The sequence below is a fragment of the Serratia plymuthica NBRC 102599 genome, assembly GCF_001590925.1.
GTDB classification, from domain to species: Bacteria; Pseudomonadota; Gammaproteobacteria; order Enterobacterales; family Enterobacteriaceae; genus Serratia; species Serratia plymuthica.
Map to the genome: position 1 here is coordinate 20,195 of NZ_BCTU01000005.1, position 22,919 is coordinate 43,113.

Here is a 22,919-nt window from a genome sequence, read left to right on the forward strand (position 1 = left end):
ACGTTATTGTGATCGGCATCACTTCCCGGCACTCCTGCCGCAGCGAAGAAAAGTCTTTAGAGAAAATCATGCACAAAACAGATGAACTGCGGACCGCGCGCATCGACAGCCTCGTCACGCCGCAAGCATTGGCGGAAAAGCTGCCGATTTCGGCGGACATTGCCGATAGCGTGACAGCGTCACGACAACGAATTGAAAAGATTCTTACCGGCGAAGATCGTCGCCTGTTGGTGGTTATCGGCCCCTGCTCCATCCACGATTTAGACGCCGCCATCGATTATGCCGGCCGTCTGAATGCGCTGCGCATTCGCTATAAGGATCGCCTGGAAATCGTGATGCGCACTTATTTTGAAAAGCCGCGCACCGTGGTGGGCTGGAAAGGCCTGATCTCGGATCCAGCGCTGGATGGCACCTTTCAGGTAAATCGTGGCATCGAAATGGCACGCCGACTGTTACTGGAAGTCAATCAGCTCGGCCTGCCGACCGCCACCGAATTCCTGGACATGGTGGTCGGCCAGTACATTGCCGATTTGATCAGTTGGGGCGCCATCGGTGCACGCACCACCGAAAGCCAGATCCACCGCGAAATGGCTTCTGCGCTCTCCTGCCCGGTGGGCTTCAAGAACGGTACCGACGGCAATACCCGCATCGCCATTGACGCCATCCGCGCGGCGCGCGCCGGCCACATGTTCCTGTCGCCGGACAAAAACGGGCAGATGACGATTTATCAGACCAGCGGCAATCCCTACGGCCATATCATCATGCGCGGCGGCAAAACGCCGAACTACCACGCCACCGATATCGTTGCCGCCTGCGACAGCCTGCGCGAATTTGAGCTGCCGGAGCATCTGGTTATCGACTTCAGCCACGGCAACTGCCAGAAACTGCATCGCCGCCAACTGGAAGTGGCCGAGAATGTCTGCCAGCAGATCCGCGCCGGTTCCGCCGCCGTCACCGGCGTGATGGCAGAAAGTTTCCTGGTGGAAGGCACGCAGAAAATCGTTGCCGGCCAACCGCTGACTTACGGCCAGTCAATCACCGATCCATGCCTAAGCTGGTCCGACAGCGAACAACTGCTGGCCATGTTGGCCGATGCGGTGGATACCCGCTTCTGAACCTGTTCTCCGGGGTGGCGACACCCCGGTTTTTCAACGTTCCCTTCCCTCATCTATACTTATGCCAATCAAGCCCGCAGACGCTATAAACCGCGCCCCTGCCAACAGGATGTGGAGTTTCCTGCATGAGCCATTCACTGTTATCCATCCCTTGCGTCACTCTGCAAGGAGAGCACAAAACTCTGGGCGACTTTCCCGCCCGCGCTTATCTGGTGGTTAATACTGCCAGCAAATGCGGCTTTACTCCGCAATACCGTGGCCTGGAAAACCTGTGGCAGTACTATCGGGATCGCGGCCTGATGGTGTTGGGGTTCCCTTGCAATCAATTTGGTGCACAAGAGCCAGGGGATCCGCTGGAGATCGCCAATTTCTGTACGCTCAACTACGGCGTCAGCTTCCCGCTGTTCAGCAAGGTGGAGGTTAACGGCCCCGGCGCGCATCCGCTGTTCAACGAATTGAAACGCCTGGGGCCAGGGGTGCTGGGCAGCAAGCGCATCAAGTGGAACTTCACCAAGTTCCTGCTGACCGCCGACGGCCAGCGGGTGAAACGTTTTGCGCCCATTACCAAACCTGAGCGTCTGTTTGACCGCATCGAAACCCTGCTGAAATAACCCCTTACTTTGCGGGACGGGCATGCCCGAACCGCTCCGCCGGCCCTTCTTTCAAAAAGGTTCCATCGGTAAGAAAATTTTCCTTGATGTAACCTTTCGCTCGCATGATAATGATTATCAATATGATATTAATTACCATTTAATTGCCCATTTTATAAACAAATGACGATGGATAATCACAATGACACCCCGCAGGGCAACGCTGCCCCCGGTGCTGAACGCAGCCTGATCTCGCCTCCTTGCTACGACAGCGCGCAGTTGCTTGATGCCGACGGCGTAGCGATCATCCTCCATCAGGGCCAGCGTTACCAACTGCGGCAGACCAAGGCCGGGAAATTAATCCTGACCAAATAATCCCTTATTCCTCAACGCCAGCCACCCCGATCGCTTCGATCCAGGCAGCCAGCAAATCTAGTGATATGTTTAAAACATATGGAGAATTGCGACATGCCTCTGCCCTCTTACACCCGGCAGCGTTTATCCGCATTGAGTCTGGCGATTGCCTGCGCTCTGCCGACGGTGACTTTTGCACAAGCTACCAGCACAGTTTCTTCTTCTGCCGCCGCCCCGGCAAAAACCGAGAAAACCGGCGACGACGCCATGACCGTTGTCGCTACCGGCAATCAGCGCAGCAGTTTTGAAGCGCCAATGATGGTCACCGTGATCGAAGGCAATACCCCAGAGAGCCAGACGGCCACCAGCGCCGCCGACATGCTGCGCCGCGTGCCGGGCATTACCGTAAATGGCACTGGTCGTAGCAACGGTCAGGACGTCTCCATGCGCGGCTACGGTAAAAACGGCGTACTGACGTTGGTAGACGGTATCCGTCAGGGCACCGATACCGGCCACATTGGCGGTACTTTCCTGGATCCGGCACTGGTAAAACGCATTGAAGTAGTACGCGGCCCTTCGGCTCTGCTGTATGGCAGCGGCGCACTGGGCGGCGTAATTGCTTATGAAACCGTGGATGCCGCCGATCTGCTGCTGCCTGGCCATGACACCGGCTTCCGGGTCTATGGTACCGCCGGCAGCGGCGATCACAGCCTGGGTATGGGTGCCAGCGCCTACGGCAAGACCGACAATCTCGACGGTCTGCTGTCGTTCGGCACCCGCGACGTCGGCGATTTGCGCCAGGGCAACGGTTTTGACGCGCCAAACGATGAAACCATCAACAACCTGTTGGCCAAAGGTACCTGGAAGATTGATGATGCCCAATCGTTGAGCGGCGATTTGCGCTATTACAATAACAGCGCCCGCGAACCGAAAAATCCGCAGGATCCGGATTATTCCAGCAGCAATCCGATGACCAACCGCTCTACCATCCAGCGTGATGCGGCATTGAGCTATAAAGTAAAACCTCTGGATCAGGCGTGGCTGGACGCCGACGTCAAGGTGTACACCTCTGAGGTCAAAATCAACGCTCACAATGCGGCGTCAACGGACGAACTCCGCAAACAAACCACCAACGGGGCCAAGCTGGAGAACCGTACCCGCCTGTTTGCCGACAGCTTTGCTTCGCACCTGCTGACCTACGGCTCGGAAAGCTACCAGCAAAAACAACATCCTGGCGGCGCTACCACCAGCTTCCCACAGGCGAAAATCAACTTCGCTTCCGGCTGGATGCAGGACGAAATCACGCTGCGTGATATTCCTGTCACCCTGCTGGCCGGCACCCGCTACGATAACTATAAGGGCAGCAGCCAGGGCCACGACGACGTCGATGCCGACAAGTGGTCATCCCGCGGCGCACTGACTTATTCGCCAACCGACTGGCTGATGCTGTTCGGCTCCTATTCCCAGGCCTTCCGCGCCCCCACCATGGGCGAAATGTACAATGATTCGCGCCACTTCCCCGGCAACTATTGGGTGCCGAACCCTAATCTGAGACCGGAAACCACCAGTACCGCCGAGTACGGTTTCGGCCTGCGTTTTGACGATCTGTTGATGGCCGGAGATAACCTGCAGTTTAAAGCCAGCTACTTCGATACCAACGCCAAGGACTACATTAGCCTGTACGTCACCCATACCCAGACGTCTTCGCAAAATATCTCACGCGCTAAAATTTGGGGCTGGGATACGTCCCTGAGCTACCAAACGCAGTGGTTTAATTGGGATCTGGCTTACAACCGCACTCGCGGCAAGGATAAGTCGCGCAACGGGGAACTGAACGGCAACAGCGGAGAGTGGCTGAGCGACATCAACCCTGACACCGTGACCAGCACGCTGGATATCCCGTTGGGTGAAACCGGCCTGTCGACCGGTTGGGTCGCTACCTTCGCCGAGCGCGCCACTCGTGTGGAAACCGGTACCGCCGAGCAAGGCGGCTACGGCGTCAACGATTTCTACCTGAGCTATAAAGGCCGCGAACGCCTGCAGGGCGTCACCACCACGGTGGTGCTGGGCAACGCCTTCGATAAAGAATATTACTCGCCGCAGGGCATTCCGCAAGATGGCCGCAACGCCAAACTGCTGGTCAGCTATCAGTGGTAACCTTTTGAATACGGCGGGCGAGCCGATTGCCCGCCGCGTGAACCACACACAGGAGCACAACCGATGAGCAACAACTTATACGCCAGTTACCAGCAGGCAAAAATTGATAATCCTGGCAAATACGCACGCGATCTGGCGGAACTGCTGGGTGTCAGCGAAGCGGAACTGACCCATGCCCGCGTGGGTGAAGACACCCACCGCCTGCAAGCCGACGCACGTACCCTGCTGACCGAGCTGGCACAGGTTGGCGTCACCAAATCCATTACTCGCAACAGCTATGCGGTGCATGAGCAAATGGGCCGCTACCTTAACCAACACCTGAACGGCCACGCGGGGTTAATTCTTAACCCCCGCGAGCTGGATTTACGTCTGTTCCTCAACCAGTGGGCCAGCGTATTTGCCATGAGCGAAACCAACAAACGCGGCGTACGCCACAGCATTCAGTTCTTCGATCATCAGGGCGATGCCTTGCACAAGGTGTACACCACCGAGGAAACCGATCTGGGGGCCTGGATGGCGCTGGTCGAACGCCACCTGAGCACAGAAAACCCGGCTCTGACACTGAAGGCTGCAGACGCCACGGTCAGCAACGCCGCACCGGACGCCGAAAAAATCGACCGGGAATGGCGTGAGATGACCGACGTTCACCAGTTCTTCCAACTGCTGGGCCGCCATAAGCTGACGCGTCAGCAGGCCTTCCGCGCCGTCGGCAACGATCTGGCGTACCGGGTGGATAACAACGCCTTGGCGCAGTTGCTCAATGCCGCGCACGGCTTGCAGAACGAGATCATGATTTTTGTCGGCAACCGAGGTTGCGTGCAGATCTTCACCGGCCAGATCGAGCGGCTGATGCCACAGGAAGGTTGGATTAACGTGTTTAACCGCCGCTTCACTCTGCACCTGATCGAAGGCGCAATTGCAGAAAGCTGGATCACCCGCAAACCCACCAAAGACGGCTTCGTCACCAGCCTGGAACTGTTCGCCGCCGACGGCACGCAAATCGCCCAACTTTACGGCCAACGTACCGAGGGCCAGCCGGAACAAACCCAGTGGCGCGAGCAGGTTGCCGCCCTTGAACCCAAGGACATTGCCGCATGAAATCTTCATTGTCCCGTCGTCTGACGTTGTGCCTTGCGCTGGCGTTGCCGTTCACCGCTGCGGCGGCGGAACGTATTGTCTCGATTGGCGGTGACGTCACCGAAATTGCCTTCGCCCTTGGCGCGGGCGATGAGCTCGTGGCACGAGACAGCACCAGCCTGCAGCCGGCGGCCGTGAAACCCTTGCCGGATGTCGGCTATATGCGTCAACTCAATGCCGAAGGCATTCTGGCGCTGAAACCCACGCTGGTGCTGGCCACCGAACTGGCTGAACCTGCGCTGGTGCTCAAACAGTTGGAGGAAAGCGGCGTGAAGGTGGTGCGAATTCCCGGCGACACCACTTTGCAGGCGGTGCCGGAAAAAATCGCGGTCATCGCCCAGGCGCTGCAACGCACCGAGCAGGGCACACAACTGAGCGCCCGTTACCAACAACAGCTCGCGCAGGTGAACACGTCTTCGTTGCCGATCAGGGTGTTGTTCGTCATGAGCCACGGCGGCATTACACCGATGGCCGCCGGGCAACATACCGCCGCCGATGCGGTCATCACCGCCGCAGGGTTGAAGAATGCGATGCAAGGATTCAACCGCTACCGCCCGCTGTCGCAGGAAGGCGTGATCGCCAGCGCGCCCGATCTGCTGCTGGTCACCACCGATGGCGTCAAGACCCTTGGTGGCCTGGATCAGCTGTGGAAACTGCCCGGCATTGCCCTCACGCCTGCCGGCAAAAACCACCGCGTGTTGGTGGTCGACGACATGGCGCTGCTGGGCTTTGGGCTGGAAACGCCGGCGGCGCTGGCCAAACTGCGTAATGCGGCGGAGCAAAAGTAATGCCCGGTCGCATTTCTCCGCGCGTGACCATTGTCGGCCTGTTGGTGCTGCTTGCGCTATTGGCGCTGGGTGCAGCCAATATGGGCGCGCTGACGCTGTCGTTTCGCACCCTGTGGCAAGAACCGTTCAGCGATACCTCTTGGCATATCTGGCTAAACATCCGCTTGCCGCGTGTGCTGCTGGCGGTGGTCATCGGCTGCGCACTGGCGGTGTCCGGCGCCGTCATGCAGGGGCTGTTCCGCAATCCGCTGGCCGATCCCAGCCTGTTGGGCATCAGTAGCGGCGGTGCGCTGTTTGTCGCGCTGATTATCGTTATGCCGCTGGCCCTGCCGCCGGTGATTGCCTTGTATGGCCACATGTTGGCGGCTTTCCTCGGCAGCCTGCTGGTGTCACTGTTGATCTACGGTATCAGCCGCAGCGGGCACGGCAGCCTGTCACGCCTGTTGTTGACGGGGATCGCCATCAACGCCCTGTGCATGGCGGCCATCGGCGTGCTGTCTTATCTCAGCAACGATCAACAGCTGCGTCAGTTTTCATTGTGGATGATGGGTAGCCTGAGCCAGTCACAATGGCCAACGCTGATCGTATCGGCCTCGCTGATCCTGCCGGCGGCCCTGCTGACGCTGTTACAGGCACGCTGCCTGAACCTGCTGCAACTGGGCGATGAAGAGGCGCACTATCTCGGCGTGAATGTCCAGCGTGCCAAACTGCAACTGCTTCTGCTCAGCGCATTGTTGATTGGCGCGGCGGTGGCGATGAGCGGCGTCATTGGCTTTATCGGCCTGGTGGTGCCGCATTTGGTGCGCATGCGACTCGGCGGCGACCACCGCTGGCTGCTGCCCTGCTCCGCGCTGGGCGGTGCCTGCCTGCTGCTGGTCAGCGACACGCTGGCACGGACGCTGGTGGCGCCGGCGGAAATGCCGGTCGGGCTGATGACCAGCCTGATTGGCGGACCTTATTTCTTATGGCTGGTCATGCGCCAGCGGGAGCGTACGGATGGATAACGAATCAAGCCTGACGGCACATCAGCTACGTTACAGCCTGGGTTCGCGTCGGTTAGTCAACGACGTCTCGCTGAGTATCGCCAGCGGTGAAATGGTGGCGATTATCGGGCCGAACGGCGCGGGGAAATCGACGCTGCTGCGTCTGTTAACCGGCTACCTGTCGCCGAGTTGCGGGGAGTGCAAACTTCTTGAGTTGCCGTTGGATCAATGGCAGCCGCAACAGTTAGCCAAGGTACGTGCGGTGATGCGTCAGCACAGCGATCTGGTCTTTCCGTTTACCGTCGAGGAAGTGGTCAGCATGGGCAGGTCACCGCACGGCAAACGTCATGTGCAGCAAGCGGTACAGCAGGTAATGGCGCAAACCGATTGTCTTGAACTGGCCCAGCGGGATTATCGCCGCCTTTCCGGCGGTGAACAGCAACGGGTACAGTTAGCCCGCGTGCTGGCGCAGCTTTGGCAGCCGCAGCCCTCGCCTTCCTGGTTGTTCCTGGACGAACCTACCTCGGCGCTGGATCTTTACCACCAGCAGCATACGCTGAGGTTGTTGCGTTCACTGACACGGCAACAGCCCATTGCGGTGTGCTGCGTACTGCACGATCTGAACCTGGCGGCGCTGTATGCCGACCGTATTTTATTGCTGCATCAGGGGCGTTTGGTTGCCGTGGGCACACCGCAGGAGGTATTGCAGGCGGATATTCTGACCCGCTGGTATCAGGCCGATTTAGGCGTGGTGCACCACCCGGAAGTGGCGCTACCACAGGTTTATCTGCGTCAGTGAACTATCGCCATGCCTGTTCACACTTCAGCCAGGCGGCGCGTTGGCGCACAGCATGTCGCGCCCACGTTAGCCCGCTGCAATGTGAAACGCGGCAGGTATTTCAGCTCGAGCAGGAAATCTCAAGATGCTTGCCCCAATCCGGCGGCAAAGCGGCAAGATCGTCGTATTCGGCCGCATCGGCGAACGGCGTCAGCAACGCCTGATGCAGGCGCGCCAGCTTGCTGACATCATCCTGCTCGGCACTCTCTATCGCCTGCTGCGCCAAATAATTGCGCAGGATTAATTTGGGATTTGCCGCCTTCATCGCCTGCTGCCGTTCACTGTCGCTCACCTGCTCTTGCTGCAAACGCTGCCGATATTGCTGATACCACGCGTCGAATGCGCCGCGATCGATAAACTCATCCCGCAACGGCGACTGCGCCTGTTGCTGTTCCGTCTGGCTCAGCAAGCGGAAAGTTCGGGTATAGTCACACCCCTCTTGCGCCATCAGGCTCAACAGCCCGGTCAGCAGACCGTTATCCTGAGTCGACTGGGTGAAAAAACCGAGTTTGGCGCGCATCTGTTCCCCATAGGCTCGCATCAACGCCGGTTCATAGGCCGCCAGCGCCTTCTGCAACTGCTCGGTGGTCATCAACCCGGACAGCGCCTGCGCCAGCCGGTGGAGGTTCCACAGCGCAACCGCAGGCTGATTATCAAAGGCATAACGCCCCTGATGATCCGAGTGGTTACAGATAAAATCAGGTTTATAATCATCGAGGAAAGCGTAAGGGCCATAATCGATGGTGATGCCAAGGATCGACATATTATCGGTGTTCATCACGCCGTGAGCGAACCCGACGGTCTGCCAATGCGCGATTAAGCGCGCAGTGCGTTCAACAACGTCAATAAACCAGGGTAAATAGCCGTCATCGTGATCCTTCAACTGCGGCCAATGGCGGGCGATCACAAAATCGGCCAGCTGTTGCACCTGCTCCGGCTGTTTGCGGTAGTAAAAATGCTCAAAATGGCCGAAGCGCACATGGCTTTCCGCCACGCGCAGCAACATCGCCCCACGCTCTGGCTGTTCACGGAAAACGGGCTGTTCGCTAGTCACCAGAGTCAACGCGCGCGTGGTCGGGATCCCCAGATGATACAACGCCTCAGAGGCCAGAAATTCACGGATCGCCGAACGCAATACGGCACGCCCGTCGCCCATCCGCGAATAAGGCGTTAGCCCCGCGCCTTTCAGGTGCCAGTCCATGCTGCGGCCATCCGCCAGCTTTTGCTCGCCGAGCAAAATGCCGCGGCCGTCGCCCAATTGCCCAGCCCACACGCCAAACTGGTGGCCGCTGTACACCTGCGCCAACGGCTGCATACCAGGCAGCAGCCTTTCACCCGACCATATCGGGGTCTTGTCCTGGGTAAACCAGCTTTCGTCCAACCCCAGCTCTCGCGCCAGCGGCTCACTGTGATACAGCAGGCGAGCGCCCTTCAGCGGCGTGGGTTTCAATTCGGTATAAAAACCGGGTAACTGGTGGTGATAAGCATTTTCAAACTGCGGCATAGGCCCTCCGTATCCGTTTAGTGTAGAGCCTGGGCGTGCGGATTAACACAGAGGAAATGCAGGGAGAACACCTCTGTCGAGAACCCAGGCAGAGGCGGAGGATAGGCGTTTGCGTCAATAGGGTTTAAGCGCCTTATTCTGCCGATGAATGAAAGGCTTTTTCAGCGAGAAATTCATGATAAATAACAGAGGCGGAATCACAGCAAAAATCATCCGATCCATTATTACTCTGAAGTGGGCGGCGCTATCGATTATTGCTATTGAACTCTTCAGGCGTACCCCGCAAAGCGGCCAGATTATCCACACCAACGCTGGGCCATAAAAAACCCTGCAAACCCAAAACACCGGCATGCCTGAGCTTATTAAAATACTCCTTCTTCTCTATGCCGCAGACAATCACCCCCTTGCACAGCAGGTTGATATTCTTTAATAGCGAGTCTATGACTACGTCATATCCCTCGTGGGTAAACAGCTGCCAGTAAAAATGTTTGTCGATTTTCACATAGTCGAACAGGCCGTCATACAATGCGGTCAATGTCGCCTGCCCCGAACCAAAATTATCCAGCCACAGAGTGAACATTTCGCTTAGCCGGCTGACCTTGGTATTGTTCTTTCCCGCCGAAAGATTCGGAAAAGCCTCACTGATCTCAAATGCAATAAACGACCACTGCCGTAGGCGTTGACACAACAGCTCGTCAGTGAGGATCGCATCGACAAGGGTTTCTTCGATATTGAGGGTCAACAGCACGTCGTGCTCGATAAACCAACTGGCATATTGCTCCGCCAGTCTCAATTGCTCATTAAATAACTCAATCCTTTGATCAGGGGTCAATAACGTAATCCCAATGTCAGCCGGCATAGCTAAATCACCGTCCAGGCTATTGAAACGGCATAAAATTTCCACCGCCATCAGCCTGCCGTCCATTGAGTAAACAGGTTGAAAAACATAGCTACTAATAAAGTCAGCTTCGAATTGAATTTTCATTTTAATGCCACAGGCAGAATGGCGAGCAGCTCATCGTATATCAATATATTTTATCGATCAATCCCCCTGGGATTAATCGGAAATATCAATGTAATTACCAATAAGTTATCATTTAATTGATAGATTAAAGCTATGCGTAGTTCGCAAAAAAATGAATAAAAAACAATTTAACTTATGACAAGATCAGAACGGAACGAATGAAATTGAGAGGCATTTAACTTAGGTGATAGAGTAATGCTTAAAATTTGACTTATCTCCATTGTTTTAATTAAAGAAATTCCTATCAGCCTGGAAACCTATCCTTGGCACTCAACGCAATTACGCCCCAATTCCCTAACAACTGATTAAATTTAATAACACATCAATTCACTGCGCTATTCTCAGCATTGAAACAACCAAAAAATGCCCACCTTGATTTTTAGCGAATTTATGCTGAGCCTGCATTTACGACTTTTTTGACGATGAGATACAACAACAAAGTAGGGGCCACACGGCGTAAAAAAGGATGAGTTGCCTCATCCCAGGATAGTCGCAGCCTGAATGTTATTTAATCGTCTCGGCCAACCATTGCCGCAGTTCAGCCAACTCGGCGGCATGATCGGGAAACTGCGCGATCAAACTATCGCAACAACTTGCCACAGCCTCACTGCGGTAGGCGCATCCCACCAGCCTCTGCGCCAACTGTTGCAACGGCGCAGGGTTAAGGCTATCGGTAAAAATCTGCGCCCTGTCAATGGCTCCCTTTTCCACATCAAAGAAGATATCCACCCCGCCCCAGGCAAAGCGCTCATTCAGCAAATGGCTAAATGCAGGCGCTTTGCCGAAATTCCATTCCCAGCTGCTTTGTCTGGCGAACTGGGCGGCAAAATCCGGCAGATCCGGATACACATCCGGAGAGATGATTTCCGCCCTGGCGGTATCGCCATAATGGTCAAAGAATGCCTGAGTCACGGCATCGCATATCTGTTGGTGGTTGATATCGGGCCGGAACTCCGCCAGGTTGGCGACGCGAGAACGTACTGAGGTGATGCCCTTGGCCTGCAATTTCTTGGGGTCCGGGTTGAGGTAGTCCGCCAGACGGTTTAGATCGGCGTTCAGTAATAACGTGCCATGGTGAAACCCGCGATCCTGAGTTTCACGGTAGGCCGAGCCGGATATTTTACGCACGCCCTCTGCGGTGTCGATCACCAGATCATTGCGCCCTGATGCCGTGGCGGAGATCCCCAGTTGAGCCAGTGCCGCCAGAATAATGCCGGTGGACACGTTTTTATCGTAGCCGGGTTTACCTGCCATAAAGGTAAAGCAGGTATTGCCCAGGTCGTGAAATACCGCTCCGCCCCCGCTGCTGCGCCGCGCCAGCCGGATCCCATCTTGCTCCATCCGTCGGGTGTTGCACTCTTTCCACGGGTTCTGCGACTGGCCAATGACCACGGTTTCGGCGTTGCGCCATAAGAACAGGATTTTCTGCGTGGTCATCTCGCGGAAGATGCACTCTTCCACGGCCAGATTGAACCAGGGATCGTAGGAGTCGGAAATCAGTAAACGTAGGCTATTCATGGCGGTCACCGTTAAGGACGTGATGCCGCCATGATACACCGAATCAAAGGGTTAAGGTTAAATGCGCCGCGCCTGCCAATAGGCTCGCTTCCAATAGACATTGTCCAGCGAGGAACGAATGACGCCGCGGCTGGTTGAGGCATGGATAAATTGATCGTTGGTATCGTAGATACCCACGTGTAAACCATTTTCACCCGCGCCGGTTTTGAAAAACACCAGATCGCCCGGCATCAATTCATCACGCGAGACTTTGGTGCCGAGCTCGGTTTGCTCTTCGGTAGAGCGCGGCAATTGCATATCGAAACGGTCACGGAAGGTGCGATAGACAAATCCTGAGCAGTCGACGCCGCCGCGATCCATCCCGCCGTAACGATATGGCGTGCCGTACCATTGCCGCAGTTGCTCGTTCAATTGAGCCACCACCACGATCGAGTCGGCCAACCGGCCGCTTGGCGGCGGCGCATGGCTGCTGCAACCGGCAAGAATTAAACTGGCTAATAAAAACCAAACACGCATCCGCATAATATCCCTTCATTGAACCCGTTGCCGCATCATGCCGCCCGGTCAACCACACCGCCAGCGAGGCAAAGTCGGCACCACGTTAGGAGAGAGCTATTTGGCGCTAATTTATCTCCCGCATGGGGAAAAAGGCAAGCACTGTGAAGGAGATAATCGCGTTGACGCTAATTTTTGCGCTATTGGGCCGTTTTTACCCCAGCCTTGCTGTTAATCAGCCACACCCCAAACAGGATAAACAGCGTTCCCAGCGTTTTCAGCAGGGTAGCGGATTCATTAAACCAGGGCAGGATCACCGCAGCCAGATACACCAGCGCATAACTGACGCTCAACAGCGGATAAGCGCGATTGAGCGGCAAATGATGCAGCGCAAAGAACCAGCACAGCATCGACAACGCATAGCCAAAGATACCGCAACCCACAGCCAGCAGCGGCAACCAGTAATGCATGAGCAGCGCCAATGTCACGTCGGCGAACGACATCAGCGGGATCTGCGCCATGCCCCACTTCATCAACAGTTGCGCCAACGTCACCAACAATACGCTGGCAGCGCCCCAGGCATAGCCCCTCATGGGTGTACACTCATCAACAGGATCCCCAGCATAATGGACGCTACGCCACACCAGTGGCGCAAGGTGGTCGGTTCCTGAAACAGCCAGCGGGCAGCCAGCGTCACCAGCACAAAATTCAGGCTGAGCATCGGGTACGCCAGGCTGAGTGGCAAACGTTGCAACACGTTGAGCCACACCGCCATGCCGGCCCCCAGCAGCAACACCGCCAGCGCCAACCAACGTAGCGTCGGCCCTCGTCTGACCTCCGGCGGCAATTGCCAGCACAGAGCGGCCTGTTTCTGGCACAGCTGCCCACCGCAGGTGAGCAGACTGACCACAATCACCAACAGGTAACCGATCATCATGGTTGCTGTTGATACCAAACCAGCGCCAGGCGGTTCATCTCAACAATCTTGTCTGCGGTCGGTAAGTTTTTTGGCACATGATCCCCTCTCGACAATTGCAATACCAGCGAGACATCGCCCTGCTTGCGCGCCTGTGCCAACCACTGAGGGAAATCTTCATCGCTGATGAAATGGCTGCGGGCATCCGGGTAGTCCAGACCATAAGACACTTCGCCCTTTTCGCTGAACATCAGCACGTCGCTGCGCTTCAGTTCCCAGGCCAGGCCGGCGGCGACCCCCACGCTGTCTGTCAGCACATAGCGGCTATGGCTTAATTCTGCCATGTTCACCCGTGTGAAGTTTTGCGGCAACTTGGAATCGGTCACCTGTTGCGGAATCGCATAGCCAATCAGCAGGCAAAGCAGCAACGGACAGGCGGCAGCCCAGTGCCAACGGCGTGCATTATCACGCACCGACACCACGGCGAACAGTAACCACCCGGCAAAGGCGATAATGCCGATCACTATCTTCGGCCATTCCTGGGCGCTAAACAAATGCACCTTGGGCAACAGACCAGTACCGATAATCAATAGCGCCAATATGCCGATCGCGCCAAACAATCCGTTCAGCAGCGCATTGACTTTGAATGCCTTGCTGCGCAGTGCCGCCGCATAATCCTCGGCATAGGCCGCCATCAACAGCGCCAGCGGTGCCATGCACGGCAGAATATAGGTCGGCAGCTTACCCTTGGCGATGCTGAAGAAGATCAGTGGCATCACTACCCAACTGAGCAGGAAAAACAGCTCCGGGCGATTGATGCGTTCACGCCAGCCCTTGATCAGCGCCCCTGGCAGCAGCGCCGCCCACGGCAGCACCCCGGCAAACAGAATCGGAATGTAGTACCAGAACGGTGCCTTATGCTGCGCATTGTCCTCGGCGAAGCGCTGAATATGCTCCACCCAGAAGAAGTAGTTCCAGAAGTCCGGTTCTCGCTGGGCAATGGCCAGCGCCCAGGGCAGGCTGAGCAACACCGCCACCACTATCGCCACCGGGCCGTAAATAAGAAGATCTTTAATCCGCCGTTGCTGAATGACAATCGGGATCACCGCAATCACCGGCACCGCCAGCGCCAGGAACCCCTTGGTCATAAAGCCCATGCCGCAGGCCAACCCCAGCAGCGCGTAACCGCCCAGCTTGCCTTTGACCGTGCTGGCTTTCAACGTCAGGTAATAACTGACCATCGCCGCGGCCAACCACAGTGAGATCATCGGATCCAGTACGCTGTAGGTACCGATGCTGAACACCAGTACCATCGACAGGAAAATCAGCACCGCCAGGCTGGCGCGGCGCGCATTGCGCCACATCAGCATCGCCAGCGCAAAGACCAACAGCGCAGTCATGCCGGTGCTGAATACCGAGCCGAAACGCACCGCAAAGTTGGTCTCGCCAAACAGCCATTGGCTGATGTTGTTAAACCAGTAACCGGCTACCGGTTTTTCAAAATAACGTAGGCCAAGCAGATTGGGCACTACCCAGTCGCCGCGCTGCAGCATCTCGCGGCTGATTTCGGCATAACGGGTTTCATCAGGCTGCCACAGCAGGCGCCCATTGAGGGGAATCAGGTAAACCAGAGCAAAAAAAATGGCCAGCAAGATGGCCCATGATCCTTTTAGCGCCTTCATGAATCGTCCTTCACATCGGTTTGACAACCCAGCCAACCTTCGCGGCCGGGGAAAGGAGCGCGCTTGATGCGGCCCAATGGCAATGAAGCCAAATCGTGCGGCAGCAGTTCGCTCAACGGACAGAATGCTATGCCCTGTCGTTGTGCGCGCTGCAGTAACTGTTCGAACATCGCTGCCTGCGACATCCCTTCCACTTCGGTATGAATGGTATACACCGGCACGCCCTGGTCGTTTTCAATGGCTTGCAGAATGTAATCGTTGAAGTCGGCCATACTGACTTCACTGCCAATCACCTCGTCAAAAGTGGGCAACGTAACCGGGATTTGCACGGTGCCGAGACGGCCATCGCTTAACTGCGGACGAAATGGATGGGTGCCCCGGCAGTCGCTGTTGTAGTGAAAACCGAAACGCTGCTTCACCTCCAGTACCCGCGTATCCGCACGCCAGCCGGCGACTGCCGAGCATTTTACCGGCTGGCCGGTACTGGCGGTTAGCGCATCCACGCCCCGTTGAACCTGCTGCGTCAGTTGCGCCTCAGACCAGCGGCCGACGTTCGCCTGCCAGCCCTGATGATCCCACGCGTGCAGCCCCACTTCATGCCCGGCCTCGGCGGTACGTTTCATCAACGGCCCCAGAGTGCGGGAAATATTGCGCCCCGGCCAGGCGGTACCGGCCAGCAGGATATCCCAACCGTACAGTGACGCGGCGTTCGAACGCAGCATTTTCCACAGGAATTTCGGACGTAAAAGGCGCCACAGATGGCGCCCCATATTGTCCGGTCCTACGCTGAAGAAGAAACTGGCCTGAATACCGTACTTGTCGAACAGCTCCAGCAACTGCGGCACCCCTTCCCGGGTACCGCTGAAGGTATCTACATCAACTCGCAGACCGACTTTCTTCATTCACCTTTACCTTCCTGAACGGTAGTGCGCAGGAAGTAATCCAACGTGTCTGCAACGGTCTGCTGCATCGCAATGGTCGGCTGCCAACCCAGCAGGCGGCGGGCATTCTTGATGCTCGGCGTACGGTGCTCGACGTCCTGATACCCTTTGCCGTAATAGCTGCTGCTTTCTACATCCTTGAAACCGGCAAACGGCGGGAAGCTGTCGCGCAACGGGTGATTGTTGAAACTCTCGAGCAGCATTTCCGCCAGTTCACGGATGCTGGCCTCATTGGTCGGGTTACCGATATTGACAATCTGACCGTCACACAAACCATCGCGGTTTTCGATAATGCGGAACAGCGCTTCGATACCGTCGTTGATGTCGGTAAAGCAGCGTTTTTGCGCCCCGCCGTCCATCAGTTTGATTGGCGAACCCTCCACCAGATTGAGGATTAACTGGGTGATAGCGCGTGATGAACCGATACGCGCCGCATCCAGATTGTCCAGGCGCGGCCCCATCCAGTTAAACGGACGGAACAGCGTGAACTTCAATCCTTCCTTGGCGCCGTATGCCCAGATCACCCGGTCCAGCAACTGCTTGGACACCGAGTAAATCCAGCGCTGTTTGCTGATCGGCCCGACGATCAGACGCGAATGGTCTTCATCAAATTCTTTGTCGTCGCACATGCCGTACACCCCTGAGGTGGACGGGAAGATAATGCGCTTATTGTATTTCACACAGTCGCGGACGATTTTCAGGTTTTCTTCGAAATCCAACTCGAATACGCGCAGTGGGTTGCGGGTGTATTCGATAGGCGTCGCAATGGCCACCAGCGGCAACACCACGTCGCATTTCTTGATGTGATACTCGATCCACTCGGAGTGAATGCTAATATCCCCTTCCACAAAGTGGAAGCGCGGGTTATCCAGGAAACGGCTGATGGCATCAGAGCCGATATCCAGACCGTAAATGTCGTAACGATCGTCACGCAGCAGGCGTTCGGTCAGGTGATTGCCGATAAAACCGTTAACGCCCAGGATCAACACGCGAGTTCTGCGCTTCATGACTGCATTCGGCTTGGCGGCCAGGCGCACATCGGTCACGATGCCCATTTCCTGCGCCAGGCGGCTGCCCTGCACGTACAGACCGGACTCGTTTTGCCCGGCAACGATTTCCAGCGCGCCTTCACCGCAAGCGATGATCAGCGGCGAGGTGCTAAGCACTGTGCCCGGTTGTTTATCATGCTGGGCATCCAGCACGCGGGCGCGCCAGACGATCAGCTTACGTTGGCCAAGGTAGCTGAATGCGCCAGGGTAAGGCTCGGTGACCGCACGGATCAGGTTGTTGATTTCCTGCGCGGATTTATGCCACAAAATTTCACCGTCTGCGGCTGTGCGGCGGCCAAAATAGCTGGCGTCGGCTTCATTTTGCGCAGTGAATGAGGCGGTGCCGTTTTTCAGTTTAGGCAGCTCATCTTTCAGCAGCGCCTGTGCCACTTCCAGCACTTTTTTATGCAGCGTCAACGCCGTATCGCCAGAGGCGATCGCCACTTTACGCTGACCAACGATATCCCCGGCATCCGGGCGTTTGACCATTTTGTGCAGCGTGGCGCCGGTTTCGGTTTCGCCGTTGACCAGCGCCCAGTTCACCGGTGCACGGCCGCGGTAGCGCGGCAGCAACGAGCCGTGCAGGTTGAACCCGCCAAGCGGCGCCAGCGAAAGGATCTCATCGCTTAACAGGTTGCGGTAATAGAATGAGAAAATCACGTCCGGTTGCATCTGACGGATGCGCTCGATCCACAACGGGTGGTTAACGTCTTCCGGCGCATAGACCGGCAACTCCAATTCAGCGCCTAAACGGGCTACAGAGGAGAAGAAATTGTTCTCACCAGGATCGTCGGTATGCGTAAATACCGCCTGAACGTCATAGCCTGCGTCAGTCAGCGCTTTCAAACCCGCGCAGCCAATATCATGGTAAGCAAATACAATAGCTTTCATCATTCTTCTTCCTGAGTATTGTGAACCGGCTGTTCACCGACCACTTTCTGAACAAAATAACGAGGGCGAGCGCGTACGTCGGTATAGATACGACCTATGTACTCTCCCAACAGACCCATGCCGACAAATTGAGCACCAATAAAGGTAAACAGCACCGCAAACAGCGTGAACACCCCACCGCCCGACCATTCGGGCCCCATAATCAAACGCAGGGCGATCAGCACTACCGCCAGCACAAAACCCGAGAGCGCCACCACGCTGCCTACAACGCTGAGCAAACGCAGCGGTGTCGTCGTCAGGCAGGTAAGCAAGTCGTACATCAGGTTAATCAACTTCATCAGGCTGTATTTGGAATCGCCAAACTCGCGTTCAGCGTGCAGCACGTCGATTTCGGTGGTCCGCCGGGCGAAGGTGTTCGCCAGGATCGGGATAAAGGTGCTGCGTTCGTGGCAGTTCAGCATGGCTTCGATAATATGGCGGCGATAGGCGCGCAACATGCAGCCGTAATCGCCCATCGATTTGCCGGTAGCACGTTGGATCATCATATTGATAATGCGTGAGGCGCTTTTGCGGAACCAGGAGTCCTGGCGGTTGGCACGCACGGTGCCCACCACGTCATAGCCCTCTTCTGCGACCCGTACCAGGCGCGGGATCTCTTCCGGCGGGTTTTGCAAATCGGCGTCCAGCGTAATCACCAGATCGCCGCTCACCTGATTGAAGCCGGCCATGATTGCCGAGTGTTGGCCGTAATTACGGTTCAGCAAAACGGCAATCACGCAGCTGCCCGGCTGCTCTGCCGCGGCGGTCAGCATATCGGCTGAGTTGTCGCTGCTGCCGTCATCGACCAGGATAATTTCATAAGGTTGAGTCAGTTGTTTACAGGCGGCGGTAGTACGCTCAAGCAAGGCAGGCAAACTTTCCTGCTCGTTGTATACCGGGATCACCACAGAAACTTTTTTTATCGGTTCAACGCGAGACACGTAACGACTCCACAACAGAAGATAAGGCGTTGACCACGCGATCAACATCGCCGTCGGTCATATCAGGGAATAACGGTAAGGTGCACAGACGCGCCGAGTTCCATTCGGTGTTCGGCAACGACAGCTGCGGATAACGTTCGCGGTAAAACTTCTGGGTATGGGCAGCGCGGAAATGCAGGCCGGTGCCGATGCCCAACGCTTTCAGGCGCTCCATCAGTTGGTCGCGATCGATACCGCAACGTTCGGCATCAACACGCACCATAAACAGATGCCAGGCGTGATCATGCGGGTAATCAGGCTGCCCCAGCGGCTGGAAAGGCGAACCTTCCAGCGCGGCCAAATAACGCTGGGCCAGCGCTTTGCGACGGGCGTTCAACTGCGGCAGACGAGCTAACTGCACGACAGCTATGGCCGCGTGAATATCCGAAAGGTTGTATTTGTAGCCCGGTTCCACCACCTCTGCCTGCGGCTTGCGCCCCAGTTGTTGGCGATCGAAGGCGTCAACCGCCAGTCCGTGGAACTTCAGGCAACGTACGCGATCGGCCAGCGCATCGTCGTCGGTGGCAATCAGGCCACCCTCGGCACAGGTCAGGTTTTTAATCGCATGGAAGGAAAAAATTGCCGTGCCGCGTGCGCCGACCCACTCGCCGTTGTAACGGGTACCCACTGCATGGGCAGCATCTTCGATCAGGGGGAGGTTGTGGCGCGTTGCCACATCGCGCAAAGCGTCCATCTGCAACGGCGCACCGGCGTAATGCACCGGGACAATGGCTTTGGTTTTAACCGTAATGGCCGCTTCGACATCGGCGGCACTGACCATCAGCGTATCGCGATCAACATCAATCATCACCGGCGTCGCGCCAAGTAATTCAATCATATTGAGGGTGGAAACCCAGGTTTGCGAGGGCGTGATAACCTCATCGCCCGGGCCAATGCCCAGCGCCATCAGGGTGATGTGCATGCCCGCAGTGGCGGAACAAACGGCTATGGCGTGTTTACATCCGAAGGTGGAGCAGAATTCGTTTTCCAATTGCTGATTCTGCGGCCCGGTGGTGATCCAGCCGGAGCGCAATACCTTTCCTACCGCTGCGATCTCTTCATCGCCAATGGCCGGGCGAGAAAAAGGTAAAAATTCATCCATAGCTAACCCCAAACTCATCAAATTTCTTTAATGACACTGTAGATCTCTTTCATTTAACGAATATTAAACGTCAGAGAGAATCGTTCTTGGTGGATTAGCTGCCAATGTACGGCCCCAAGCTTAACTAAACCTTAAGGTAAGATTAATTATCAGTTGGCTATCAGGTTTAAGGGACTTATCATCAAGGCATAAATAATTCATTAAAATCAAATAATTATATTTATAAATAATTACTTACTTATTTTATTTGAACTAAATCAGCGTAGCACGTCAGCGACGGTTTTCAAGGTGGGAGAGTTAATTTAAAAGAGAAAAAGAAATAACGGCTTAAGGTTAGCCGTCTATTTATATCGGGTCCGTTTAATTTACGTTTAAGCCGATTTTCGCGCTACGCCGTCTTGGTCATGATCCAGCGCTGATCGCCAACCGCCTGCAGATGAAAATCGACGTCATAAATCTGTGAAAGCAATACCGGCTCCATCACTTCTCGCGTAACGCCCTGCGCGACCAGTCGGCCAGCGTGCAACAGCCAAACCCGATCGGCCTGCTGCAAAGTATGGTTGAGATCGTGCGCGCAAACCAAAGCGCTACGGCCGCTCTGGCAAAACTCGCGCAGCAGGCGATCCAGTGCCACCTTCTGCGCCACGTCCAGACTATTGGTCGGTTCGTCCAGCAGCAACAGTTGGCTGTAGGGGTTAACCGTCGGCCACACCTGAAGCAACACCGCCGCCAGACGCACCCGTTGCCATTCACCGCCGGAAAGCTGAGTCAGCATACGTGGCAACTTATCCATCAGCTTTAAACGTTGGCAAAGATAGAGAATGGTGCTCTCCACCGCAGCGTCAGCGGCGCCCGCCGGTTGGTGTAACGCCAGGTATTGGAACACGGGCATCAACGCTACAGGCGGCTGCTGCTGGCTTAAGTAAGCGCGGCGCAGCGCCAGTTCACTTCCCTGATAGCCGGCCAGCGGTTGGCCCGCCAGCAAGAGTTCCCCTGAACCGGGCAGCATACCCGCCAGCCGAGCCAGCAGCGTGCTTTTACCGGCGCCGTTCGGGCCGATGAGGTGATACTGCAACCCAACATCAACCTGCGCTGAAAACGGGGCCAAACGCCCTTCTACCCCAACCTGACTGAGCTGCAGCATGATGGATTACCGCTCCTTGTTATCCGGCCAACGCCTGTTTGACAGCGGCTACCAGCGCCGGATCTTCCGGCGTCGTGTCCGGCGAGAAACGCTCGATCACTTGACCATCGCGCCCAATCAGGAACTTTTCAAAGTTCCACAGGATATCGCCGGTTTGCTTCGGCGCACGGCCTTTGCTGCTCATACGCGCCAGGAACTCGCTGCCCTCTGGCGCGACCGCCTGCGGTTTTGCGGCAATCAGCGCCTGATACAACGGATGGCGGTCGTCGCTGTTCACTTCAATTTTGGCGAACATCGGGAACTGTACGCCGAAGGTCCCGCGGCAAAATGCCAGGATCTCTTCATTGCTGCCAGGTTCTTGCCCCAGGAACTCATTGGACGGGAAGCCCAACACCTCAAACCCCTGTGCGCGATAGGTTTCGTATAACGCTTCCAGCCCTTCATATTGCTTGGTCAAACCGCATTCCGACGCCACGTTAACCACCAACAGCGCTTTGCCTTCATATTCGCCCAGGGTGGTGGATTGATTTTCGATAGTGTTTACCGGAATGTCATAGATAGGTTGAGACATAGCTTTATCCTCTTGTTTTGTTTGCAGGTGAACAGAAGAAACTACCTTACGCTTTTTACCCGGGTCAGTAACCAGATAAATAGCGGTGCTCCGAGGGTGGCCGTCACCACCCCAATGGGCAATTCTGCCGACAACAGGGTGATACGCGCCACCACATCAGCCGCCAGCAACACGCCGCCACCGGCCAGCGCGCATCCGGGCAGCAGGTAACGCTGGTTGGTCAGGCCGCTGAGGCGCAGCATATGCGGGATCACCAACCCGACAAAACCAATCACCCCGGCCAGCGCCACACTGACGCCCACCAACCAGCCAATCGCCAACACCAGTAGGTTGCGCCACAGATGCAAAGAGAGCCCGAGCTGACGCGCCTGAATCTCCCCCAGGGCCATAAAGTTCAGCGCCTTGCCTTGGCAACACAACCAAAGCAGCACCGGCAACAGGGCCAGCACCAACCACTTTTGCCGCCAGTCAACACCGCCAAACCCGCCCATCATCCAATACATCAGTTGGCGCAGATCCAGGCTGGAACTGAAGTACACCGCCCAGGTCATCACCGCGCTGCAAACGATGCCCAGCGCAACCCCCACCAACAGCAAGCGCGCATTGGTTAACCGCCGGCGGCGGGCAAAACTGAGCAGCAGAAAAGTCATGATTAACGCGCCGACGATGGCGCTCAGACTCATCAGCGCCACCGGCAGCAAACCGTTGCCCAGCAACACCGTCAGCACCAGCGCCACGCCGGCGCCGTTCGCGACACCCAACAGGCCCGGCTCGGCCAAGGGGTTTTCGAACAACGCCTGCATAACCGCCCCAGCCACCGCCAGGCTGGCGCCTACCAGCATCACCGCCAGCGCACGCGGTAGCCGCAACTGCCAGACGAACAGCTGCGCGGGCTCGCTAAGCCACTGTGAGGGCCAGAGCCAAATGTCACCGGCACTGAGGCTGAAAACAAAAGCCACCGCAACGCCCAGCATCAACAACCACAGATGGCGCTTGTCGCGAGTGCGTTGGTTTTGGAGCAATAAAGAAAAGGTTTGGCTGGTCAGCATTGGCGCGGCGATTCCCTGCAGGCCGTATTTACGGCCGAATAATTGACGTCTG

The 22,919-nt window shown here is 56.4% G+C and carries 22 protein-coding genes; 8 read left to right on the top strand and 14 right to left on the bottom strand.

The features are described 5' to 3' along the window. Nucleotides 1-68: 68 nt before the first annotated feature. The 8 genes from SPL01S_RS03540 (at nt 69) to SPL01S_RS03575 (ending at nt 7,923) form a co-directional block, all read left to right on the top strand. On the top strand, nt 69-1,115 hold the full coding sequence (locus tag SPL01S_RS03540) for a 3-deoxy-7-phosphoheptulonate synthase (protein WP_063197878.1): 1,047 nt from the start codon (nt 69-71) through the stop codon (nt 1,113-1,115). Nucleotides 1,116-1,240: 125 nt separating this feature from the next. Next, complete coding sequence (locus tag SPL01S_RS03545; protein WP_004943671.1) at nt 1,241-1,726, top strand: glutathione peroxidase; 486 nt, start codon at nt 1,241-1,243, stop codon at nt 1,724-1,726. A gap of 168 nt (nt 1,727-1,894) precedes the next feature. Continuing rightward, the gene (gene hemP, locus SPL01S_RS03550) at nt 1,895-2,080 is read left to right on the top strand and encodes a hemin uptake protein HemP (RefSeq protein ID WP_063197613.1); all 186 of its coding nucleotides are present in this window, start codon (nt 1,895-1,897) and stop codon (nt 2,078-2,080) included. A 93-nt stretch (nt 2,081-2,173) separates the two neighbouring features. Then, nucleotides 2,174-4,216, top strand: a complete 2,043-nt coding sequence (locus tag SPL01S_RS03555) for a TonB-dependent hemoglobin/transferrin/lactoferrin family receptor (RefSeq protein WP_063197615.1) — start codon at nt 2,174-2,176, stop codon at nt 4,214-4,216. A 63-nt stretch (nt 4,217-4,279) separates the two neighbouring features. Beyond that, on the top strand, nt 4,280-5,314 hold the full coding sequence (locus SPL01S_RS03560) for a hemin-degrading factor (protein WP_063197617.1): 1,035 nt from the start codon (nt 4,280-4,282) through the stop codon (nt 5,312-5,314). Beyond that, nucleotides 5,311-6,141, top strand: a complete 831-nt coding sequence (locus tag SPL01S_RS03565; protein ID WP_063197619.1) for a heme/hemin ABC transporter substrate-binding protein — start codon at nt 5,311-5,313, stop codon at nt 6,139-6,141. Before SPL01S_RS03560 ends, SPL01S_RS03565 begins: the two co-directional genes overlap by 4 nt. Further along, nucleotides 6,141-7,145 (top strand): FecCD family ABC transporter permease, encoded by a 1,005-nt coding sequence (locus tag SPL01S_RS03570; protein ID WP_063197621.1) that lies wholly within the window; start codon nt 6,141-6,143, stop codon nt 7,143-7,145. Before SPL01S_RS03565 ends, SPL01S_RS03570 begins: the two co-directional genes overlap by 1 nt. Then, nucleotides 7,138-7,923 (top strand): heme ABC transporter ATP-binding protein, encoded by a 786-nt coding sequence (locus SPL01S_RS03575; RefSeq protein ID WP_063197623.1) that lies wholly within the window; start codon nt 7,138-7,140, stop codon nt 7,921-7,923. Before SPL01S_RS03570 ends, SPL01S_RS03575 begins: the two co-directional genes overlap by 8 nt. A 100-nt stretch (nt 7,924-8,023) precedes the next feature. Here SPL01S_RS03575 and SPL01S_RS03580 read toward each other — a convergent pair whose 3' ends face one another. The 14 genes from SPL01S_RS03580 to btuC all read right to left on the bottom strand — a co-directional run bounded on the left by SPL01S_RS03580 (nt 8,024) and on the right by btuC (nt 22,867). Next, nucleotides 8,024-9,466 (bottom strand): protein adenylyltransferase SelO, encoded by a 1,443-nt coding sequence (locus SPL01S_RS03580; protein WP_063197624.1) that lies wholly within the window; start codon nt 9,464-9,466, stop codon nt 8,024-8,026. Nucleotides 9,467-9,710: 244 nt separating this feature from the next. Next, nucleotides 9,711-10,451, bottom strand: coding sequence for an EAL domain-containing protein (locus tag SPL01S_RS03585; protein WP_063197626.1), 741 nt, complete (start codon nt 10,449-10,451; stop codon nt 9,711-9,713). Between the two features lie 543 nt (nt 10,452-10,994). Then, nucleotides 10,995-12,008, bottom strand: a complete 1,014-nt coding sequence (gene lplA, locus SPL01S_RS03590) for a lipoate--protein ligase (RefSeq protein WP_063197880.1) — start codon at nt 12,006-12,008, stop codon at nt 10,995-10,997. Between the two features lie 57 nt (nt 12,009-12,065). After that, the gene (locus tag SPL01S_RS03595; protein ID WP_004943635.1) at nt 12,066-12,530 is read right to left on the bottom strand and encodes an NlpC/P60 family protein; all 465 of its coding nucleotides are present in this window, start codon (nt 12,528-12,530) and stop codon (nt 12,066-12,068) included. Between the two features lie 173 nt (nt 12,531-12,703). Beyond that, nucleotides 12,704-13,096: a 4-amino-4-deoxy-L-arabinose-phosphoundecaprenol flippase subunit ArnF gene (arnF, locus tag SPL01S_RS03600; protein ID WP_004943631.1), complete on the bottom strand. Its 393-nt coding sequence runs from the start codon at nt 13,094-13,096 to the stop codon at nt 12,704-12,706. Then, entirely contained in the window at nt 13,093-13,440 is a 348-nt protein-coding gene (gene arnE, locus SPL01S_RS03605; protein WP_062870629.1) for a 4-amino-4-deoxy-L-arabinose-phosphoundecaprenol flippase subunit ArnE, read from the bottom strand. Before arnE ends, arnF begins: the two co-directional genes overlap by 4 nt. Next, nucleotides 13,437-15,101: a lipid IV(A) 4-amino-4-deoxy-L-arabinosyltransferase gene (gene arnT / locus SPL01S_RS03610; protein WP_063197628.1), complete on the bottom strand. Its 1,665-nt coding sequence runs from the start codon at nt 15,099-15,101 to the stop codon at nt 13,437-13,439. The genes arnE and arnT overlap by 4 nt, the downstream gene beginning before the upstream one ends. After that, nucleotides 15,098-16,003, bottom strand: a complete 906-nt coding sequence (gene arnD / locus SPL01S_RS03615; RefSeq protein WP_004943624.1) for a 4-deoxy-4-formamido-L-arabinose-phosphoundecaprenol deformylase — start codon at nt 16,001-16,003, stop codon at nt 15,098-15,100. The genes arnT and arnD overlap by 4 nt, the downstream gene beginning before the upstream one ends. Further along, on the bottom strand, nt 16,000-17,982 hold the full coding sequence (gene arnA, locus SPL01S_RS03620; RefSeq protein WP_063197881.1) for a bifunctional UDP-4-amino-4-deoxy-L-arabinose formyltransferase/UDP-glucuronic acid oxidase ArnA: 1,983 nt from the start codon (nt 17,980-17,982) through the stop codon (nt 16,000-16,002). Before arnA ends, arnD begins: the two co-directional genes overlap by 4 nt. Further along, complete coding sequence (arnC, locus tag SPL01S_RS03625) at nt 17,982-18,962, bottom strand: undecaprenyl-phosphate 4-deoxy-4-formamido-L-arabinose transferase (protein ID WP_006324910.1); 981 nt, start codon at nt 18,960-18,962, stop codon at nt 17,982-17,984. The genes arnA and arnC overlap by 1 nt, the downstream gene beginning before the upstream one ends. Further along, on the bottom strand, nt 18,949-20,103 hold the full coding sequence (gene arnB, locus SPL01S_RS03630; RefSeq protein ID WP_063197630.1) for a UDP-4-amino-4-deoxy-L-arabinose aminotransferase: 1,155 nt from the start codon (nt 20,101-20,103) through the stop codon (nt 18,949-18,951). Before arnB ends, arnC begins: the two co-directional genes overlap by 14 nt. A gap of 388 nt (nt 20,104-20,491) precedes the next feature. Beyond that, nucleotides 20,492-21,247 carry a vitamin B12 ABC transporter ATP-binding protein BtuD gene (gene btuD, locus SPL01S_RS03635; protein ID WP_063197632.1) on the bottom strand — a complete coding sequence of 252 codons (756 nt, stop codon included), beginning with the start codon at nt 21,245-21,247 and terminating at the stop codon, nt 20,492-20,494. Between the two features lie 19 nt (nt 21,248-21,266). Continuing rightward, on the bottom strand, nt 21,267-21,818 hold the full coding sequence (locus SPL01S_RS03640; RefSeq protein WP_006324908.1) for a glutathione peroxidase: 552 nt from the start codon (nt 21,816-21,818) through the stop codon (nt 21,267-21,269). Nucleotides 21,819-21,859: 41 nt separating this feature from the next. After that, nucleotides 21,860-22,867 (bottom strand): vitamin B12 ABC transporter permease BtuC, encoded by a 1,008-nt coding sequence (gene btuC / locus SPL01S_RS03645; protein WP_004943610.1) that lies wholly within the window; start codon nt 22,865-22,867, stop codon nt 21,860-21,862. Nucleotides 22,868-22,919 lie beyond the last annotated feature (52 nt).

Bases quoted from the DNA above. Each gene is read 5' to 3' on its own strand.
- SPL01S_RS03540 (WP_063197878.1), top strand. From the start codon at position 69: ATGCACAAAACAGATGAACTGCGGACCGCGCGCATCGACAGCCTCGTC.
- SPL01S_RS03545 (WP_004943671.1), top strand. From the start codon at position 1,241: ATGAGCCATTCACTGTTATCCATCCCTTGCGTCACTCTGCAAGGAGAG.
- hemP (WP_063197613.1), top strand. From the start codon at position 1,895: ATGGATAATCACAATGACACCCCGCAGGGCAACGCTGCCCCCGGTGCT.
- SPL01S_RS03555 (WP_063197615.1), top strand. From the start codon at position 2,174: ATGCCTCTGCCCTCTTACACCCGGCAGCGTTTATCCGCATTGAGTCTG.
- SPL01S_RS03560 (WP_063197617.1), top strand. From the start codon at position 4,280: ATGAGCAACAACTTATACGCCAGTTACCAGCAGGCAAAAATTGATAAT.
- SPL01S_RS03565 (WP_063197619.1), top strand. From the start codon at position 5,311: ATGAAATCTTCATTGTCCCGTCGTCTGACGTTGTGCCTTGCGCTGGCG.
- SPL01S_RS03570 (WP_063197621.1), top strand. From the start codon at position 6,141: ATGCCCGGTCGCATTTCTCCGCGCGTGACCATTGTCGGCCTGTTGGTG.
- SPL01S_RS03575 (WP_063197623.1), top strand. From the start codon at position 7,138: ATGGATAACGAATCAAGCCTGACGGCACATCAGCTACGTTACAGCCTG.
- SPL01S_RS03580 (WP_063197624.1), bottom strand. From the start codon at position 9,466: ATGCCGCAGTTTGAAAATGCTTATCACCACCAGTTACCCGGTTTTTAT.
- SPL01S_RS03585 (WP_063197626.1), bottom strand. From the start codon at position 10,451: ATGAAAATTCAATTCGAAGCTGACTTTATTAGTAGCTATGTTTTTCAA.
- lplA (WP_063197880.1), bottom strand. From the start codon at position 12,008: ATGAATAGCCTACGTTTACTGATTTCCGACTCCTACGATCCCTGGTTC.
- SPL01S_RS03595 (WP_004943635.1), bottom strand. From the start codon at position 12,530: ATGCGGATGCGTGTTTGGTTTTTATTAGCCAGTTTAATTCTTGCCGGT.
- arnF (WP_004943631.1), bottom strand. From the start codon at position 13,096: ATGAGGGGCTATGCCTGGGGCGCTGCCAGCGTATTGTTGGTGACGTTG.
- arnE (WP_062870629.1), bottom strand. From the start codon at position 13,440: ATGATGATCGGTTACCTGTTGGTGATTGTGGTCAGTCTGCTCACCTGC.
- arnT (WP_063197628.1), bottom strand. From the start codon at position 15,101: ATGAAGGCGCTAAAAGGATCATGGGCCATCTTGCTGGCCATTTTTTTT.
- arnD (WP_004943624.1), bottom strand. From the start codon at position 16,003: ATGAAGAAAGTCGGTCTGCGAGTTGATGTAGATACCTTCAGCGGTACC.
- arnA (WP_063197881.1), bottom strand. From the start codon at position 17,982: ATGAAAGCTATTGTATTTGCTTACCATGATATTGGCTGCGCGGGTTTG.
- arnB (WP_063197630.1), bottom strand. From the start codon at position 20,103: ATGGATGAATTTTTACCTTTTTCTCGCCCGGCCATTGGCGATGAAGAG.
- btuD (WP_063197632.1), bottom strand. From the start codon at position 21,247: ATGCTGCAGCTCAGTCAGGTTGGGGTAGAAGGGCGTTTGGCCCCGTTT.
- SPL01S_RS03640 (WP_006324908.1), bottom strand. From the start codon at position 21,818: ATGTCTCAACCTATCTATGACATTCCGGTAAACACTATCGAAAATCAA.
- btuC (WP_004943610.1), bottom strand. From the start codon at position 22,867: ATGCTGACCAGCCAAACCTTTTCTTTATTGCTCCAAAACCAACGCACT.